Annotated in this window: 14 protein-coding genes; 3 read left to right on the top strand and 11 right to left on the bottom strand. The window is 69.1% G+C overall.

Going from position 1 to position 17,493, the window contains the following annotated elements:
• Window positions 1–184 precede the first annotated feature (184 nt).
• The 7 genes from rraA to E3O22_RS12775 form a co-directional block, all read right to left on the bottom strand.
• Window positions 185–643 (bottom strand): ribonuclease E activity regulator RraA, encoded by a 459-nt coding sequence (gene rraA, locus E3O22_RS12805; protein ID WP_370448392.1) that lies wholly within the window; start codon window positions 641–643, stop codon window positions 185–187.
• A gap of 111 nt (window positions 644–754) precedes the next feature.
• On the bottom strand, window positions 755–1,870 hold the full coding sequence (gene menC, locus E3O22_RS12800; RefSeq protein WP_134393724.1) for an o-succinylbenzoate synthase: 1,116 nt from the start codon (window positions 1,868–1,870) through the stop codon (window positions 755–757).
• A 215-nt stretch (window positions 1,871–2,085) separates the two neighbouring features.
• Window positions 2,086–4,356, bottom strand: a complete 2,271-nt coding sequence (locus tag E3O22_RS12795; RefSeq protein ID WP_134393723.1) for an alpha-galactosidase — start codon at window positions 4,354–4,356, stop codon at window positions 2,086–2,088.
• A gap of 13 nt (window positions 4,357–4,369) precedes the next feature.
• Window positions 4,370–5,704, bottom strand: coding sequence for an ABC transporter substrate-binding protein (locus E3O22_RS12790; protein WP_134393722.1), 1,335 nt, complete (start codon window positions 5,702–5,704; stop codon window positions 4,370–4,372).
• Between the two features lie 55 nt (window positions 5,705–5,759).
• Window positions 5,760–6,677: a carbohydrate ABC transporter permease gene (locus E3O22_RS12785; protein ID WP_370448391.1), complete on the bottom strand. Its 918-nt coding sequence runs from the start codon at window positions 6,675–6,677 to the stop codon at window positions 5,760–5,762.
• Window positions 6,674–7,636, bottom strand: a complete 963-nt coding sequence (locus tag E3O22_RS12780) for a carbohydrate ABC transporter permease (protein ID WP_134393721.1) — start codon at window positions 7,634–7,636, stop codon at window positions 6,674–6,676. The genes E3O22_RS12785 and E3O22_RS12780 overlap by 4 nt, the downstream gene beginning before the upstream one ends.
• Entirely contained in the window at window positions 7,633–9,669 is a 2,037-nt protein-coding gene (locus tag E3O22_RS12775; protein WP_134393720.1) for a beta-galactosidase, read from the bottom strand. The genes E3O22_RS12780 and E3O22_RS12775 overlap by 4 nt, the downstream gene beginning before the upstream one ends.
• 192 nt (window positions 9,670–9,861) lie before the next feature.
• Here E3O22_RS12775 and E3O22_RS12770 point away from each other — a divergent pair, with 192 nt between their 5' ends.
• From E3O22_RS12770 to E3O22_RS12760, 3 genes are all read left to right on the top strand, one after another.
• Window positions 9,862–10,884 carry a LacI family DNA-binding transcriptional regulator gene (locus E3O22_RS12770; protein ID WP_134393719.1) on the top strand — a complete coding sequence of 341 codons (1,023 nt, stop codon included), beginning with the start codon at window positions 9,862–9,864 and terminating at the stop codon, window positions 10,882–10,884.
• Between the two features lie 281 nt (window positions 10,885–11,165).
• Window positions 11,166–11,435 carry an acylphosphatase gene (locus tag E3O22_RS12765; RefSeq protein ID WP_134393718.1) on the top strand — a complete coding sequence of 90 codons (270 nt, stop codon included), beginning with the start codon at window positions 11,166–11,168 and terminating at the stop codon, window positions 11,433–11,435.
• A 218-nt stretch (window positions 11,436–11,653) separates the two neighbouring features.
• A complete protein-coding gene (locus tag E3O22_RS12760; protein ID WP_134393717.1) occupies window positions 11,654–12,307 on the top strand; it encodes a Pr6Pr family membrane protein in 654 nt (217 codons plus the stop codon).
• Here E3O22_RS12760 and E3O22_RS12755 read toward each other — a convergent pair.
• The 4 genes from E3O22_RS12755 to E3O22_RS12740 form a co-directional block, all read right to left on the bottom strand.
• Window positions 12,294–12,563: a hypothetical protein gene (locus tag E3O22_RS12755; protein ID WP_134393716.1), complete on the bottom strand. Its 270-nt coding sequence runs from the start codon at window positions 12,561–12,563 to the stop codon at window positions 12,294–12,296. The two genes, E3O22_RS12760 and E3O22_RS12755, sit on opposite strands and share 14 nt — an antisense overlap.
• A gap of 342 nt (window positions 12,564–12,905) precedes the next feature.
• Entirely contained in the window at window positions 12,906–14,363 is a 1,458-nt protein-coding gene (locus E3O22_RS12750; RefSeq protein WP_134393715.1) for an NAD(P)/FAD-dependent oxidoreductase, read from the bottom strand.
• Between the two features lie 347 nt (window positions 14,364–14,710).
• Window positions 14,711–16,588, bottom strand: a complete 1,878-nt coding sequence (locus tag E3O22_RS12745) for a methyltransferase (protein ID WP_241976639.1) — start codon at window positions 16,586–16,588, stop codon at window positions 14,711–14,713.
• Window positions 16,589–16,638: 50 nt separating this feature from the next.
• Entirely contained in the window at window positions 16,639–17,487 is an 849-nt protein-coding gene (locus E3O22_RS12740; protein ID WP_134393713.1) for an SDR family NAD(P)-dependent oxidoreductase, read from the bottom strand.
• Window positions 17,488–17,493: the final 6 nt, after the last annotated feature.

Here is a 17,493-nt window from a genome sequence, read left to right as displayed (position 1 = left end):
AGCTCGCAGATGGTGACAAGGCGACCAATGACGAAGTACCGTTGCGGAGTAGGTCCGAAACGGCGTATGTCGAACGAATCAACAGTGACGTTGGCCCCCGCACCAGCGGCTCCACCTGAGTGAGGTTCCTCGGGTGGCGCCGCGCGTCTTGCCGGGGCGCGTGCTGGGTCGCGTCCGCTGGGCGTCACCGCTCGACGAGGATCCCGTCCTCGTCGCAGTAAATCGTGCGGCCGGGGGTGAACGTCACGCCGGCGAACCGGGCGACGGCATCCGTGACTCCAGCGCCGGCCTTCGAGCTCTTGCGCGGGTTGCTGCCGAGGGCCTTCACGCCCAGCGGCATCGCTCCGATGGCCACCCGGTCGCGGATCGCGCCGTTGATCACCACGCCGGCCCAGCCGTTCTGCACCGCGAGGTCGGCGATCATGTCGCCCATCAGCGCCGTGTTCAGCGAGCCGCCGCCGTCGATCACGAGCACCTCGCCGGCCGCGGGCGTCGACAGCACCGCCTTGAGCAGGGCGTTGTCCTCGAAGCAGGTCACGGTGCGAATCGGGCCGCAGAACCGGGCGAGACCACCCAGGTTCAGGAACTGGAGCGAAACGGATTGCAGGTCTTCCCCGCGCTGGTCGTACAGGTCGGCGGTCAACAGCAATGGTGTCCTCCAGGAGTTCGGTGCGGTGCAGGTTTTCTCCCTCAGGCTAGCGGCTCGCTCAGGCGCGTTGCGCTGCGGGTGGCACTGCGGGACATCCGTCGACCGTCAGGTCTGGAACCTGATGTCGGTGACGGATGCCGTGACACCGGCCAGCACATCGGGCAGCACCTCCACGCCGATGCCCGGTCCCGTGGGAACGCGCAGGTGCCCGTTCTCGAGCACGAACGGCGCGGTCAGGTCCTGTTCGTAGTATCGACTGGAGGCCGAGGTGTCGCCCGGCAGCACGAAGTTCGGCAGCCCGGCCAGGGCCACATTCGCCGCCCGGCCGATGCCGGTTTCGAGCATCCCGCCGCACCAGACCGGCACGCCGTGCGCGGCCGCCACATCGTGGATGCGACGGGCCTCCAGGTAGCCGCCCACCCGCGCCGGCTTGACGTTGATGATGCTGCAGGCACCGAGGGTGATGGCCGTCGCCGCATCCCGGGCCGACTCGATTGACTCGTCGAGGCAGATCGGGGTTCTGATCCGTTGCGCCAGGTGGGCGTGGCCGAGCAGGTCGTCCTCCTTCAGCGGCTGCTCCATCAGGAGCAGGTCGAAGGGGTCGAGCCGGGCGAGGTGGCGGGCATCCGCGAGGGTGTAGGCGGTGTTCGCGTCGACCTGCAGCAGCATCTCGTCGCCGAAGCGTTCGCGCACGGCGCGCACCGGTTCGAGGTCCCAGCCGGGCTCGATCTTGAGCTTGACGCGGAGGTAGCCCTCCTCCAGGTAGCCGGCCACGGCCTCGAGCAGCTCGTCGATCGAGTCCATGATGCCCACCGACACCCCCGCCGGAACCGCGTCGTGCACGGCGCCGAGGTAGCCGCCGAACGAGACGCCGGTCTCCTTCAGTTGCGCGTCGAGGATGGCCGTTTCCAGCACGGCCTTGGACATCGTGTGCCCCTTCACCGGCTCCAGTGCCCCGGCGACGCGCTCGGCGGTGAGCCGGTCGCCGAGCCCCTGCAGCCGCGGGATCAGGTGGTCGCGAATGACGAGGTCGCTGCCGTCGAGGAACTCCGAGCTGTAGAGCGGACTCGTATCGGCGGCGCACTCGGCCCAGCCCTCGGCATCCGCGGTGGTCACCCGCACGATCGTGACCGCCCGTCCGGTCGACGTGCCGAACGAGGTGCGGAAGAGCCGCACGAGGGGAATGTGCACGCGCCGCAGTTCGATGTTCTCGATTTTCATGCCAGTTCCTTCGGTACGAGGGTGACCCGAGGAGCCGGTCTCCCCGAGGCGAGTGCTTCGATGAGGGTACTGCCCGGGGCTGGTGTTTCGGTGCCGCAACCCGACCGCAACCGGGTGAAACCTGCCACGACCTGCACCGCCCACCATGTGCGCCGAGAGTCGCCGCGTCTCGGTGCGCTGACGGCCCGGGTGACGGATGCCTGGTCAGTGACTATTCAGCGGTTGCAGTCGACCGCGTCGACCGTGAAGAGCGCGGCCTGCTCCGGGGCGAGCAGCGGCGCGGGCAGCCCGACGAGAGCGAGCACAGCCCCGGTCAGCGTCACTGAACCTTCGGCACCAAAGGCACCGGCGGCACCGGACGAGCCCGGCTCCGCCAGCCAGGCCGGCGGGGCATCCTGGATCGTGCGCGGGGGCGCGCCGAGCGAAAGCGGTGCCACCCGGTAGCGCCGCTCGGGCGCGAGACCGGGGAACCGCATCCGCTCCGGTAGCGCCGCGCGCGGGGCGGCGAGCGCCACCTGGGCGAACAGGGCCGAGTTCTGGTCGGGCGACACGACGCCGTGCAGCTCGAGGGCCGGGTCGCTGGGGTCGGCCCGAACGACGACACCGGAGTGCAGCAGCGGCCGCAGCTGCTTGTAGCGGGCGATCCAGGTGGCGATCTGCACCCGCTCGGCCTCGTTCGCGCGGGTCAGGTCCCACTCGATGCCGGCGCTGCCGAACAGGGCGGTCGCCAGCCGGAAACTGAGCTCGGAGGTGCGCCCGGTGGTGTGTGCGGTGGCGGCGCCGAGATGCCCGCCGAGGTACTCCGGTGGTAGGAGCACGCTCGAGTACCGCTGGATCTGCTGCCGCTCGAGCGGGTCGTTGGTGTCGCTGGTCCAGACCCGATCGACGCGCTCGAGAATTCCGAGATCGACCCGGGCTCCCCCCGACGCGCAGGACTCGATCTCGACGCCCGGGTGCTCGGCACGCACGGCATCGATGAGCCGGTACAGCGCCACCGTCTGCCGGTGGGAGGAGCCGGCCAGCAGGTCGCGATTGTGGTCCCACTTCAGGTAGGCGATGGGGTACTCGTTGAGCAAGGCGGTAAGGCGGGCGAACACCCAGCCGAAGGCATCCGGGTTGCCGAGGTCGAGCACGCGCTGGAACCGCCAGGTCAGCGCCGGCGACGAAACACCGACGGATGCCGAACCAGTACCGGCCCCAGAACCACCGACACCAGCCGCGTCCACCCCGCCGAGCACCCACTCCGGGTGCGCGCGGGCGACGTCCGAGTCGGCGCTGACCATTTCGGGTTCGACCCAGAGACCGAAGTCCATGCCGGCCGCGTGCACATGCTCGATCAGCGGGTGCAATCCGCCGGGCCAGGTGACCGGGTCGACGAACCAGTCTCCGAGGGCCCGCCGGTCGTCCGAGCGGCCGGTGAACCAGCCGTCGTCGAGCACGAAGCGCTCCACCCCGACCACGGCCGCCGCGTCGGCCAGGCGGGCCAGGGTCGGCAGGTCGTGGTCAAAGTACACGGCCTCCCAGGTGTTCAGCACGACCGGGCGGTGCCCGGTGATGGTCGACCAGGAACGGACCCACGGATGCAGCCGAGCCGAGAGCCCGTCCAGCCCGGCAGCCGAGTACACGGCCACCGTCCACGGGGTGGTGTGGCTCGCACCGGGAGCCACTCTCAGCTCGCCGGGAGCCAGCAGCTCGCCGCTGCCGAGCGCCGAGTAGCCCAGCGCGCTGTTCTCGGCCCAGACGTGTTTGTCGCCGCTCCAGGCCAAGTGGGTGGCCCATACCTCGCCGGTGCGGAAGCCGAACCCGGGCGTTCCGGCCGCCATCAGATAGGAGTCGTCGTGGCCGGGGCGGCCGTGACGGGACTCCCGGCTCCACACGCCGTGGCCGAGCGTACTGCGCTGCGGCCGACGCTCGTGGGTCCACAGCCCGGTGAAGTCGAGCAGTTCCCCGGCGCGGTCGGGCACCGGCAGGATGACGTCGAGCGAGCCGAGCTCGAAGGGTGCGGAGGCAGGGTCGTCACCGGTGTTGGTGAGGGTGTGGCGCAGTCGCAGCACACCTTCGACCGAGAGTTCGAGGTCGGTGCGCACGGCCACCCGGGCCGCGGTATCCGTCAGAAAGATCGTCAGGACTTGTGTGCCGGGCAGCGTGCGGCCGGAGGCAGACGGCACGCCCGGACGCACACCGCCCGACTGAACCTCGGTGAGGCGCAGGTCGAGGGCCACGCCGCCGCGCCCACCGGGCCGGAACCCGCTCACGCCCGGACGCCCGCTCCAGCCGGCCGCGAGGGTGGGCAGTAACGAGAGCCGTAGGGGCACGTCGATCGAACTCGGCGAGATGGCCGGCACGGATGCGTCGGCCAGCGTTTCCAGCAGTTCACCGTTCAGGTCACCCAGGTCGGCGCCCCAGTGCACGATGACGGGCACGCCCGTGCCGCGGGCATCCAGCACAAGGCTGGTGCCCGCGGCACGGAGGTAGGGAATCGACACAGTGGAGCTGATGCTACTTGGTGACCGGGATCGACTGAGCCTCGAGAGCGTCGATCGTGCTCTGCTGAGCGCTCGTGAGAGCATCCGTCAGAGTTCCGCTACCGGTGACGGCACCCTTGAAGCCGTCGGAGGTGTCGTTGTAGACCTGCGTCATGGTCGGGCCCCAGATGAAGTCGGGCGAGACATGACCGGATGCCTCGGCGAACACGTCGTAGATGGCCTGGCCTCCGTAGAACTCGATGCCTTCCTTGAGGGCCGGCAGTTCGAGGCCGCTCTTGGCGGCCGGGTACAGGTTGGCCGACTTGTTCAGCATCGTGAGCGCCTCGTCAGAGGTGTTCAGCCACAGCGCGAACTGGGCCGCCTCGTAAGGGTGCTCGGAGCCCTTGAAGACTGCGGTGGACGAGCCACCCCAGTTGCCGGCGGCGTTCTCGCCGGCAGCCCACTGCGGGGAGAGGGCGACGGACCAGTTGCCGGCGGTGTCCGGAGCACCGCTGGCGATGGAGTTCGCACCCCAGGCTGCGGAGTTCCAGGTCCAGTTGGATCCGGTGTTGTAGGCGTTGTTCCACTCGTCGGTCCACGGCGGGTTGGTCGAGACGAGGTCGCGGTCGATCAGGTCCTGCCAGTAGTCGGCGACCTTGACGGACTCGGGGCTGGTCAGGTCGATGGTCCAGTTCTCGCCGTCGTTCTCGAACCAGCTTCCCCCGGCCTGCCAGACGAATCCGGCGAACTGGTTGATGTCGCTCTGCGAGAAGTTGGTGATGTAGCCGCCGGTGGCGCGCACGGCTTCGGCGGCAACCGCGAATTCTTCCCAGGTGGTCGGGATCGCGATGTTGTTGGCGGCGAAGAGGTCGGCACGGTAGAACATCGCCATGGGCCCGGCGTCCTGCGGCACCGCGTAGGCCGCGTCTTCTTCACCGAAGTTGACCTGTCCCCAGGTCCAGTCCACGAAGTCGTCCTTGGCGTCGAGAACACCCTCACAGGCGGCGAGGTCCATCAGGCCGTCCTGCACGCGGAAGTTCGGGAGGGCGTCGTATTCGATCTGGCCGAGGTCGGGCGCGTTGCCCGCCTTGAGCTGGTTGAAGAAGTTCTGGTACGTGCCGCCGTTCCCGTTCGGGCCGGTCTGCACCTTCACCTGAACGTCGGGGTTCTCCTCATTCCAGACTGCGGCGACGTCTTCCATCCCGGGGATCCAGGTGGTGAACGTGAGGTCGACCTTGCCCTCGGAGGGTTCGCAGGCGGCGGCGTCGCCACCGCCGGACGACGTGCTCGAGCCCGACGCACAGCCGGTCAGAACGACCGTTGCTGCGGTGAGCAAGGCGACGGCGGCTGCTCTCTTCTTGATCTGCATTATTCTTCTTTTCTCTTGGGGGTGGGGGTGGTGCAGCTAGGGGGGGTGAGGTCGGCTACTTCACCGAACCGGCGCTGAGGCCGTTTCGCCAGAAGCGCTGGAGGAGCAGGAAGATGATGATCAGCGGGATGATCGACAGCAGGGCGCCGATCAGAACGTAATCGCGCAGCACGGGGATCTGGTTGACCTGCGAGTTCCAGGCGTAGAGGCCGAGCGTGACCGGGAACAGGGTCTCGTCGCGCAGCATGATCAGCGGCAGGAAGAAGTTGTTCCAGATGGCGACGAACTGGAAGAGGAAGACGGTGACCAGGGCCGGCACCATCATCCGCACCGAGACCGTGAAGAAGGTGCGCAGTTCGCCGGCGCCGTCGAGGCGGGCGGCCTCGATCAGTTCGTCGGGAACGCTGGCCGACGCGTAGATGCGGGAGAGGTAGACCCCGAACGGGCTGACCAGGCTGGGCAGGAACACCGACCAGAACGTGTTGGTCAGGCTGATCTGGCTGAAGATCAGGAACAGCGGCAGCGCCAGCGCCGTGGCGGGCACGAGCACCCCGCCGAGCACGACGTTGAAGATCAGTTCGCGTCCCGGGAAGTTGTACTTGGCCAGTGCGTACCCGCACATTCCGGCGATGAGCGTGCCCACGAGGGCGCCGCCACCGGCGTACAGCGCGCTGTTGAGCATCCACTTGAGGTACACGCCGTCGCGGTAGGCCACCAGGTTTCCGATGTTCTCGAACAGGGAGAAGTCGGCGAACCAGAGCGGGTTCGTGCTGTTGAACTGGGATCGGTTCTTCGAGGCCGCGACCAGCAGCCACCAGATCGGCACCAGGAAGTAGAGCGTGAACACGCCCATGACGACCATGGCGCTGACCCGGGCGAACGGGCTCTCGCGCTGGGCGCGCGGTGCCTTCGCCTCGGTTGAACGGATGCCGCGAGCCGGCTTGGCGGGGGTGGTGGGGGTCAGGGTGCTCACTGGGCTTCCTTCCGCTGGGTGAACTTCAGGAACGTGAAGGAGAGGATGAACGTCGCCAGGGCCAGCACAACGGAGAACGCGGCGGCCAGGTTGAAGTTCGGGATCGACGAGGTGGAGTACACCGTCAGGTTCGGGGTGAACGTGCTGGTCACGGCCGAGCTGAAGCTGCGGAAGACCTGCGGTTCGGCGAGCAGCTGCAGGGTGCCGATGATCGAGAAAATGGCGGTCAGGATGATCGCCGGCATGATCAGCGGAATCTTGACCGACCAGGCGATGCGCAGCTGGCCGGCGCCGTCGAGGCGGGCGGCCTCGTAGAGTTCGGTCGGGATCGCCAGCAGCGCGGAGTAGATGATGAGCATGTTGTAGCCCACGAACACCCAGGTGACGACGTTGGCGATGGCCCAGAGCACGAGGTCGGCCGAGAGGAAGTTGATGTTCTCGGTGATGGCGCGAAACGGCGACAGATTGGGTGAGTAGAGGTAGCCCCACATGATCGCGGCGATGACGCCGGGGACCGCGTAGGGGACGAAGAACGCCAGCCGGAAGAATTTCTTGCCGCGCACGAGCGGCGAGTCCAGCAACAGGGCGAACAGCAGCGCGAGACCGAGCATGATCGGCACCTGCACGGCGCCGAAGGCGAGCACCCGGGTGATCGACTCCCAGAACGGCCCATTCTGGAACACCAGGATGTACTGGGTCAGTCCGCCGAAGACCTCGGTGGCCTGGCCGAAGGTGCCCTCGCGCTCGATCACGAGCAATGACTGGTAGATCGCGTAGCCGATCGGGACGAGGTAGAACAGGGCGAACAGGGTGCCGAACGGGAGAACGAACGCGAGGATCGCGCCCGTGTGCTGCACGCGGGGCTTCGCTCCGGGGGCCCTGGCTGGCTTGGCGGCGCGGGGCCTGTTCCGGGCAGCGCTGCCCGGGGCATCCGTCAGGGGAACGGCAGGTGCGCTCATGATGAGGGGTCCTCTCTAATCACGCGGACGGCTCCGGCCGGCACGCGCACGATTCGACCGACGGGTTCGTCGGTGACGAGCTCGTGGCCGGCGGCCGGAAGCTCGACGTCGCCCGAACCGTGGTTGATGATGAACAGATAGCTGTGGGTGGAGCCCACGCGGCGCACGACCTCGATGGCTCCGGTGCGCTCCGGGCCGACCGCGGTGACCCGGGCCTCCTGGGAGATCGTGCGCAAGACGTCCCGCAGGCCGTCGGCCTCCAGCGCGGTGGCCACGTACCAGGCGGTGCCGCCTCCGTGCCGGTTGCGGGTGATGGCGGGGATGCCGGGCAGCGGCCCGTCGATGTAGCAGGCGACGACCTCGGCGGTGTCGACGCGCAGGCGTTCGCTCCACAGGCTCGCGGCGGCGCCGGTGTCGAGAGCGAGAACGTGGCCGGGCAGCAGCGGAGAGAACTCCTCCACCGTGATGCCGAGGATCTCGCGGAACGCGCCGGGGTAACCGCCGGTGCGCACCCGGTCGTCTTCGTCGACGATGCCGCTGAAGAAGGTGATCAGGGCGTGGCCGCCGGCGGCGACGTAGGCGTTGAGATTGTCGGCCTGCGCGTCCGAGACCAGGTAGAGGCACGGGGCGACGACGAGGCGGTAGCCCGAGAGGTCGGCATCCGGGGAGACGATGTCGACCGTGACACCGAGTTCGTGCAAGGCCGTGTAGGCGGCGTGCACCTGGTCGAGGTAGCGCACCGCGTGGGAGGGACGGGATTCACCGTCGCCGGCCCACCAGGATTCCCAGCTGAAGATGATTGCCGCATCCGCGACGACCCGGCTGCCGGTGACCTCGGCAAGACGATCCAGGGTTGCGCCCAGGGCCACGACCTCGCGCCAGAGCACGGTGTCGGTACCGGCGTGGGGCACCAGGGCGGAGTGGAATTTCTCCGACCCCTGCGGGGAGGCGCGCCACTGGAAGAAGCAGATGCCGTCCGCGCCGCGGGCGACGTGGGCGAGGGAGTTGCGGGTCATTTCGCCGGGCGCCTTGGCCAGGTTGTGCGGCTGCCAGTTCACAGCACCGGCGGCCTGTTCCATCAGGAGCCAGGGCTCACCCTGGGCGAGCCCGCGGGTGAGGTCCGCGGCGAAGGCGAGCTCGGTGGCCGGGTCGGCGAGGCGGTGGTCGAGGTAGTGGTCGTTGGCGACGATGTCCATGTCGCCGGCCCAGGACCAGTAGTCAAGGTTGCGGATGTGCGCGGTGACCATGAAGTTGGTGGTCACGGCCACGTTCGAGTGGCGGCGCAGCACCGCGCACTCGCGGCGATAGTAGTCGAGCAATTCGGCGGAGCTGAACCGGTGGAAGTCGAGCACCTGGCCGGGGTTGTGGCTGGACAGCGTGAGCCGCGGGGTGAGGATCTCGGCCCACTGGCCGTATCGCTGGCTCCAGAAGGAGGTACCCCAGGCTGCGTTGAGAGCATCGATGGTGCCGTAACGCGTCTGAAGCCAGAGACGGAACGCGGCGGCGGTGTCGTCGCAGTAACAGAGCGCGTTGTGGCAGCCCAGTTCGTTGGACACGTGCCAGAGGGCGATGGCCGGGTGGTGGCCGTACCGCTCGGCGACCTTTTCGACCAGGGCCAGCGCGTGCTCACGGAACACGGCCGAGCTCGGGCACCAGGCCTGGCGACCGCCGGGGAAACGGGTCGTGCCGTCGTGGGCGACCGGAAGGATCTCGGGGTGAAGTGTGGTCAGCCACGGCGGTGGCGACGAGGTGCCGGTGCCGAGGTTGACCCGGATCCCGTTGGCGTGGAGCAGCTCGATGATCGTGTCGAGGGTGGCGAAGTCGTACTCGCCCGCACGCGGTTCGAGGTGGGACCAGCCGAAGATGTTGATGGCCACCAGGTCGACGCCGGCCTCGCGCATGAGGCGCACGTCCTCGGCCCAGATCTCGGGACCCCACTGCTCCGGGTTGTAGTCACAGCCGTAGGCGATGCCCTCGTGCACGAACGGGTGGGCCGGGGCCGCACCGTTCGAAGTGGCTGCTCGCGAGTTCATGTGCTCCCTGACTGTGGCGTGCACTTCGTGGTGACGACACCGTGGTGACGACTCTGTGCTGACTGTTCTGTGAACGTGCACAGAGTCGGGAGCAAAACTCGCCGCTGGGTTTTCTGTGAACGTACACAGAGTATGTATCCCCCGTCGGTCGTGTCAAGCGCGGAGCGTGTGCGGGAGCGTTACAGTTATCGAATGGTGACAATCCCGTCTCGACGCAAACGCGCGACGATCCACGACGTCGCCGTGGAAGCCGGAGTCTCCCGCGGCACGGTCAGCCGGGTCGTGAACGACGAACCCTACGTCTCGGCGTCGGCCCGCATCGCCATCGAGGCGGCCATCGAGAAGGTCGGCTACGTGCCGAACAACGCCGCCCGAAGCCTGGTCATGCAGCGCTCGGAGGCCGTCGGTTTCATCGTGCACGAGCCGCACTCCCTGTTCCTGGACGACCCCAACATCGGCGGAATCCTACTCGGCGCCAACACCGTGCTCTCCCGCGCCGACTACCAGATGGTCAGCCTGGTCATCGACTCCCAGCGCGACACCGAGCGCGTCGCCCGCTACCTCAGCGGCGGTTTCGTCGACGGGGTCGTCATCGTCTCCGCCCGCCAGGAAGACCCGATCACCCGGGTGATCGAGAAGCTGCGCCTTCCGGCCGCCTTCGTGGGACATCCGCCCGACCTGCGCCAGCTTCCCTTCGTGGGCATCGACAACCGGGCGTCGGCGCGCGCCATCACCGAACGCCTCATGCAGACCGGCCGCACGCGCATCGGCATGATTGCCGCCGCGCTCGACCGAGACTCCGGCGCCGACCGTCTGGCCGGCTTCACGGATGCCCTCGGCGACCGCTTCGACCCGGCTCTCGTGGCCCGCGTTCCGCTGTACACCTTCACCGACGGGGCCCTCGGCATGCGTGCGCTGCTCGAGCGTGACCCGCTCATCGACGGCGTGTTCGCCGCCTCCGATGCGGTCGCGGCCGGAGCCATGGAGGCTCTGCGTCATGCCGGGCGCACCATTCCCGGAGACGTCGGCATCGTCGGCTTCGACGACAGCTCCTGGGCGCTGCGCACCCAACCGCACCTGTCCACCGTGCACCAGCCCGCCTTCGGCCTCGGTGAGCGGGTGGCGGAGTGCGTGCTGGGCCAGTTGCGCGGCGAGGAGCAGCCGGTCGGGGGCATCCTGCTCGAGACTCCGATCGTCTGGCGTGACTCCGCCTGAATCGGAGGTTGGCGGCGCAGGGCTACCGGCAGCAGCGGGCTTCGGGCTGGCCGGAGCACTCCGGCTGCGCGTCTCTCCACCGCGCGTGGCTAACTCCCCCCGCGCGTGGCTAACTCAGGAGAATGCTCGGGCCGGTTAGGGGCATCCGCGTGTTTCCGTGGGCTTTTCGGTGCACGACGGATGCCCGCGCTGGATCTCCTGAGTTAGCCACAGCGCGGGTCGGTGAACGGGCCGGGTGGGCGACGGATGCGGGCTCGCCTGCGGCGGGGCACACTGGAAGCATGGTTCGCAAGCAGGCCGTTGTGCGCGGGATGGTGCAGGGAGTCGGGTTCCGCTACTACACCCAGACCGAGGCGCGCCGACTCGGGCTCGCGGGGCATGTGCGCAACCGCGGGGACGGGGCGGTGGAGGTCGAGCTGGAGGGCGACGCGACAACCGTCTGGGTGATGCTCTCGTGGCTGCAGCACGGCCCGCCGTCGGCCCGGGTCGAGGCGGTCGAGGTCACCACGATTCCGCCGCTCGGCGAGACCGGGTTCCGGATCGGTTTCTGAGCGGAACGGCTGGCTGAGCGGCGGCATCCGGTTGACACCGAGGTCAGCGGGCACCCGACCGGCTGGCGTAGCGTGGGAGCATGTGCGCGCGAGCTGCCGATCCCGCTCGGACGGATCCCCCGAAGCGCGTCCACGCGGCGGCGACGAAATCGGGCGTGCACGCTCTCCCTGCGGCACCCGTTCGCCGGGCCCTCTCCCGAACCTCTCGGACGCCCCCCGTGCACACCGTGCGCCGCGGGTTCGGCATCGGCCGCCTGCTCCTCGCCGGCCTGGGCGTGGTGGCCCTCGCCGGCTACTTCGATTATGTGCTCGGTTTCGCCACGTTCCAGATCTACAACTACTTCAGCTATTTCACCGTGCAGAGCGGCATGGCCGCGATCGTCGCCTTCGCCGCCGCCGCATTCGTCGCATTTCGGCACACGACCGACCCACCCTGGCTGAACTGGTTCCGGTTGCTTGTGACGACCTACATCACCGTCTCCGGGATCGTATTCCTGACCATCGTCATCCAGTCCTCCTCGCTGGACTACACGATCGAGGTGCCCTGGTCGAGCCAGTTGCTGCACTTCTGGATTCCCACGATCGCACTCCTTGACTGGCTGACGGATGCCGGCAAGGCCCGCCTGCCCTGGAAAATCCTGGTCTGGGTTCTCGTGGTGCCCTCGATCTGGGGAGTGTTCACGCTCATCCGCGGGTCGATCGTGGGGTGGTACCCGTATTTCTTCCTCGACCCGGTGCAGGTGCGCGGCCCACTCGAGACCGTGATCTACTGCCTGGTCGCGCTGCTGCTCTTCACCGCGATCGCCGCCGTACTCACGGCCACGTCGCGGCTGCCCCCGCGAGCGCAGGAACGCGAACCTACAGCGGCGTGAAGGTGTATCCGCTGGTCAGGTGCTCGCCCTGGCAGGCGCCGCAGTAGAGCACGCCGGATGCCTGCATCGCGAGAACCCGGGGTGTGCACTGCACGACCTTGGGGCCGCAGCACGGAGAGACCACCAGGTAGGCGCCGGGGGCGGTGGGTTGGTGCCCGCTCAGGCCACGAATGTGGTGAGTGCCTTCACCGGGTTGGTCAGGGTCGAAGTCCAGAAGGACGACGGATTCGAGGTCGATGTCGATGAGGATATCCATGGGAGCACAGCAATCACACGGTCACGCAGAAAAGTGGAGCAGTCGCGGGCGGGGGTGGTGCATCCCGGTGACGACCGCGCTGGGATGGCCGGCGGAACGAGCCCGGCCTGGACCGGGGGTATTCACCCGTCAGAATCCGTCGGCAAGGCCAGTCAGGGTAACGACTGGACCTCTGGGCGCTGCACCACGACGGGCTGCGACTGCATGAGAACGTGCCCCCGAATGGGAGCCAGAATTCATCGACTGGACGTTGGCAGGACGATACACCACGAATCTCAGAATTGTGACGGGCCGACAATCGCGAGGGGCTGGCCCGGGCTTCGGGGAGCGGCGTGGTGAGACCTACTCCGGGGTCGGCTTGTCGGTCGGCACGGCCGAGTGGAACGGCTCGAGGCTGCTCAGGGCGGCGGCGAGGAACTCGTCGTCGTCGACCTCCGCGAGGCGCAGAGCGGTCTCCGCCGCCACCAGGCCCACCAGCACCGGTTCGCCGGTGAGCGGAACCATGTTGATCCAGACGCGGAAGTCGTCGTCGCCGCCGACCGTGGACCAGAGCGGGGCATCCGTGTCCCAGAACGGCTCGTCGAATTGCAGCCAGATCTTGTCGAGCGTGCCCATGCCCAGGGCCGATATGGCGCCGCGGTGCGTGAAGGGCAGCGGCGGGTCGAACTCCATCACCGTGGTCTTCAGCACCCCCAGCGGCACGGTGACGACGACCCGGTCGGCGGAGAGCGACTCGCCGGTGCCGAGCCGGAGGCTGGCGCCGGCGTCGCTGTAGGCGATCTTGGTGACCACGCTCGACCCGAGCACGTCGATGCCGTCGCTGAGGTCGGTAAGCAGGGTGGCGAAGCCGCCCAGCACGATTCGGTCCTCGCCGGGGTCGGTGTCGGGGTCGGGGTCGGCCTGACGGTTGGCGTCCGAGTACCAGGAGGACTGCTCCGGAACGGGGGCCCCTGCCTGTGGGTTGAGCACCACCGTGATCTGGTAGTCGAGCCAGTCGGCGTCGGAAACGCCGGTGTCGGCATCCGTCGTCGAGAGCTTGGAGGCCCCCGAATCGGCGAGGGCCTGCGCGATGGACACGTCGGTGGGCTGCTCGGCGGCCCAGGCCAGCGCCGTGGCGACCGCCTGAGCGCCGGTGTCGGGCACCTCCACGACCGTGCCGGCCGCGGTGCGGGCCTCGGGCGGATCGGTGAAGGGAGCCGTGGCGACGCCGCGGTCGGTGAGGTCCTCGTCGAGGGTGGTCTGGCCGGTGCGCCGGACGAAAGCCGCGCCGAGCTCGATCGGGAATGGCCAGTCCTTGTCGGTGACGGTGTCGATGCGGCCGCCGATGCGGTCGCGGGCCTCGACCAGGAACACGTCGAATCCGGCGTCCTGAAGGTCTCGGGCCGCGGTGAGTCCGGCGATTCCGGCGCCGATCACGGCGATGCGCTCCCCCTGGCTCGCCGCTGCGAGCACGTCGCGGGCGGCGCGCTTCCCGGAATCGCGGGCGCCCTGCACCGTGCCCGGTGCGTCGATGGAGGTGGCCTCACCGGCGAAGAACAGGCGGTCGTCGACGGGCTGGCCGAGCGCGGCGCGCTGCTCGGGCGTGGCCCCTACCGCGGGGTAACTGTAGGAGCCGCGGGCGAACGGGTCGGCCGACCAGGATGTGCGGCGCATGGCCGCCGGCTTCGGCACGAGCGAGGGTGTCGACGTCGGCTTGGGCGTGACGGATGCCGTGGGCCGCGGAGTCGGCGTCACGCACGCGGTGAGCGCGACCAGGCTCAGGCCGGAGACCGAGCCAAGCAGAAAGGTTCGTCGTTTCATCGCTGTGTCGGAGCCAGGTATGGCGCCGACGTCCTCCTCTCCGCGCGGGCCGGGCAGTACGACCAAGCTACCTCAGAGCGGGGGGAAGTGGCCGGTCGGGGGATGGGGGTGGGGGGTTGGGGTGCGCGCACGTTACTGCGGAGATTGTCGCGACACGCGGCATCCGGCGCCCTGAAATGCGGCGTGTCACGCAAATCTCCGAGTTTGCGTTCGCCGGTGACGCGCCGGCGGTCCAGCGTGCGTCGGGGGCGGGCGGGGTCCTCGTCAGCACGTCAGCTCACAGCACGTGGGGCGGCAGCAGACAATGGCAGCAGACGATGGCAGCTCACAGCGCGAATCACAGCGCGTCAGGCGAGCGGATGCTGCAGAAAGCCGTCCTCGAGCAGCTCCCGCACGCGCGGGAGCAGGTCCGCGGCGAGTTCGCTCTCATCGACGTCGAGCAGCTGGGCCAGCGCAGCGACGATCGAGCCGACGTCGAGCTCACCGTCCGAGGCGCCGACCAGGGCGGCGAGGCCGGTGTCCAGCGCGATCGACCGGCCGAAGCCGGTGCCCTGATGCAGCGTCAGCAGGGTGGGGTCCTCCTGGCCGGGCCAGTAGTGCCGTTCCTCGGTGACATCGGATGCGACGGCGAGCCGCGCGCGGGCGAGGCCGGCGTCATCCGTGGCCGCGTGCCAGTCGTGGGCGGCGAGGCAAGCGGCAAGATGGCTACCCATGCCTCCCGGATTGTGGCCGAGGGTGCCGGGGAGGCGTTCGAGCCGACGGAAGGTGGGGGTGCCGGCGGCCGGGCGGCGCAGCAGCATGTAGCCGAAGCCGACCTGGCTCACGCCGCGCGCCTCGAAGTCGTCCAGCCAGGCCCCGTAGAGAAGGTCGAAGTCGGCGGTGTCGGCGCGGGTACCGCCGTCGCGGATCCACGTCTCGGCGTAGAGCGTGGGAGCCTGCACCTCGCGTTCGATGATCCAGGCGTCCAGTGCGGCGGCATCCGTGGCCGGCGCGGTCTCCTGCTGGCCCCCGTGCGCACCCTCGGCACCGGCCCCGGCGGCGTGCCCGGCCCCCGCGGCACCCTCGTCCCCGGCGACACCCTCGGCCCCGGGCGTGTGCGAATTCGACGGAGATTCTGCTCCCAGAGGGACCATACGCGCCGAATTCGGGCTGTTTGGGGCAAAATCTCCGTCGAATTCGTCAGGGCGCAGCGGGGCGGAAGCTGGCGATGAAGGGGATGCGACGGGGGCGACGGGGGCGACGGGAGTGACAGGGGCGTCGAGCCAGGCGGCCAGACGCTCGAAGGCATCCTGGTCGGCGTGGTACTCCCAGTTCCCGAGCAGCTGGGCGACGCCGCCGGGGGTGAGATGTTCGGCAGCGCCGCGCACGACCGCCTCGACGAGCGCGTCGCCGACCAGGCCGCCGTCGCGGTATTCGTAGGCCGGCACTCCCGGCACACGCGGGGTGATCACGAACGGAGGGTTGGAGATGATGTGGTCGAAGCGCTCCCCCGCAACCGGTTCGAACAGGCTCCCGAGGCGAAACTCGATATTCCCGATCTCGTTCAGCTCCGCGTTGAGCGCGGCAAGATCCAGGGCTCGCACCGAGATGTCGGTGGCTACCACCCGGTCGGCGTGCCGGGACGCGTGCATGGCCTGGATTCCGCATCCGGTGCCCAGGTCGAGGGCGCTGGCCACCGGGGTCGGGAACAGCAGCCCGGTCAACGTGAGGGATGCCCCACCCACCCCGAGCACATGGCTTTCACCGAGCGGGTGGCCGAGTGCGAGCTCTCCCAGGTCGGACACGATCCACCAGCTCCCGGCGCCATGCGCGTCGACGAAGCTGTAGGGCCGCAGTTCGAGGAGCGGGCGGAGGGTTCCGGCCGCGACGGATGCACCGGAACCAACAGGGCCGACGCTCGGAAGGACATCGGCAACGACACCGGCGTCGACGGATACCACGAGGCCGAGCTCCTCGGCCCCGGCGGCACCCAGCGCGGGGAGGGCGGCATCGAGATCCGCACGGTCGACGGGCAGGCCGAGCACGAACAGGCGAGCCAGTGTGGCGCAGGGTTCGGCGTGCCCGAGCCTCTCCCGGAGACCGTCCAGCCCCCGCAGCGCCGGGACCCGCTGGTTGCGGCGCAACGCGGCATCCGCTTCGATCCCCCACAGGCCGGTGAGGGCCGAGACCGAGAAGTTGGCGGCGGCAAGGTCGGCGCGAAGCCGGTCGATCGGTGCAGAAGTCACCCGTCTATTCAACTGCACGGGCTGCTGCACCGGCTGACGGACCTGCTGCGCTACCGGCGCTCCTCCGCCACGCTGTTACCACCGTCGACGACGATTGTCTGGCCGGTGACGTATGACGCGCCGGGCGAGGCCAGCCAGGCGATCACGGAGGCCACCTCGGCAGCCGTGCCGCTGCGCCCGACGGGCACGAGCGCGCCCTCGACTGCCTCGCTCTCCAGCTGAGACCCGGTCTCGATCCAGCCCGGCGCGACCGCGTTGGCGGTGATGCCGAGCCAGGCCTCATCCACGGCGAGCGCCCGGGTGAGCCCGGCCAGACCGGCCTTCGCGGCAGCATACGTCAGGTCCCCGCGCGACGCCATCACCGGCCCTGACACGCTGGAGACTGTGACGATGCGCCCCCAGGCCGCCGCGTGCATGAAGCCGATCACGGTGCGCGTGGCGTGGAAGGCGGTCGATAGGTTGATCGCGAGGCCGCGGTCCCACTCGTCCGGCAACGTGGTGCTCACGTCGCCGTGCAGCATCTCGGCGTCGCCGACCGCGACCATGCCCGCGTTGTTCACCAGAATCGTGGGCGCCAGCCCAGCGGTCGCAAGGGAGTCGGCGAGCACCAGTGCGCCGGCCTCGGTGTGCAGGGTGCAGACGATGCCGGATGCCCTGATGCCCCGTTCCGTCAGCTCGGCCGCTCGCTCGTGCACGCGTTCGGTCGTGGCGGTGAGCACGACGTGTGCACCGAGCTCACCCAGCATCCGTGCCGCGGCGAATCCGATCCCGGAGGCGCTGCCGGCCCCGGTGACCAGGGCCGTATGACCGGCGAGGTTCCACGCGTCGGGCAGGGCGAAAGCGAGAGGGACTGGGACACCGACAGAAACAGGGAGTCCGACAACCTCGGGGAGCGTCATGGCGCC

Origin of the sequence: Cryobacterium sp. TMT2-18-2 (assembly GCF_004402245.1) — a bacterium.
GTDB lineage: Bacteria > Actinomycetota > Actinomycetes > Actinomycetales > Microbacteriaceae > Cryobacterium > Cryobacterium sandaracinum.
The sequence above is the reverse complement of the archived record's forward strand: the minus strand, read 5'-3'. Positions and strand labels throughout refer to the sequence as shown.

Bases quoted from the DNA above. Each gene is read 5' to 3' on its own strand.
- menC (WP_134393724.1), bottom strand. From the start codon at position 1,870: ATGAAAATCGAGAACATCGAACTGCGGCGCGTGCACATTCCCCTCGTG.
- E3O22_RS12790 (WP_134393722.1), bottom strand. From the start codon at position 5,704: ATGCAGATCAAGAAGAGAGCAGCCGCCGTCGCCTTGCTCACCGCAGCA.
- E3O22_RS12780 (WP_134393721.1), bottom strand. From the start codon at position 7,636: ATGAGCGCACCTGCCGTTCCCCTGACGGATGCCCCGGGCAGCGCTGCC.
- E3O22_RS12775 (WP_134393720.1), bottom strand. From the start codon at position 9,669: ATGAACTCGCGAGCAGCCACTTCGAACGGTGCGGCCCCGGCCCACCCG.
- E3O22_RS12770 (WP_134393719.1), top strand. From the start codon at position 9,862: ATGGTGACAATCCCGTCTCGACGCAAACGCGCGACGATCCACGACGTC.
- E3O22_RS12765 (WP_134393718.1), top strand. From the start codon at position 11,166: ATGGTTCGCAAGCAGGCCGTTGTGCGCGGGATGGTGCAGGGAGTCGGG.
- E3O22_RS12755 (WP_134393716.1), bottom strand. From the start codon at position 12,563: ATGGATATCCTCATCGACATCGACCTCGAATCCGTCGTCCTTCTGGAC.
- E3O22_RS12750 (WP_134393715.1), bottom strand. From the start codon at position 14,363: ATGAAACGACGAACCTTTCTGCTTGGCTCGGTCTCCGGCCTGAGCCTG.
- E3O22_RS12740 (WP_134393713.1), bottom strand. From the start codon at position 17,487: ATGACGCTCCCCGAGGTTGTCGGACTCCCTGTTTCTGTCGGTGTCCCA.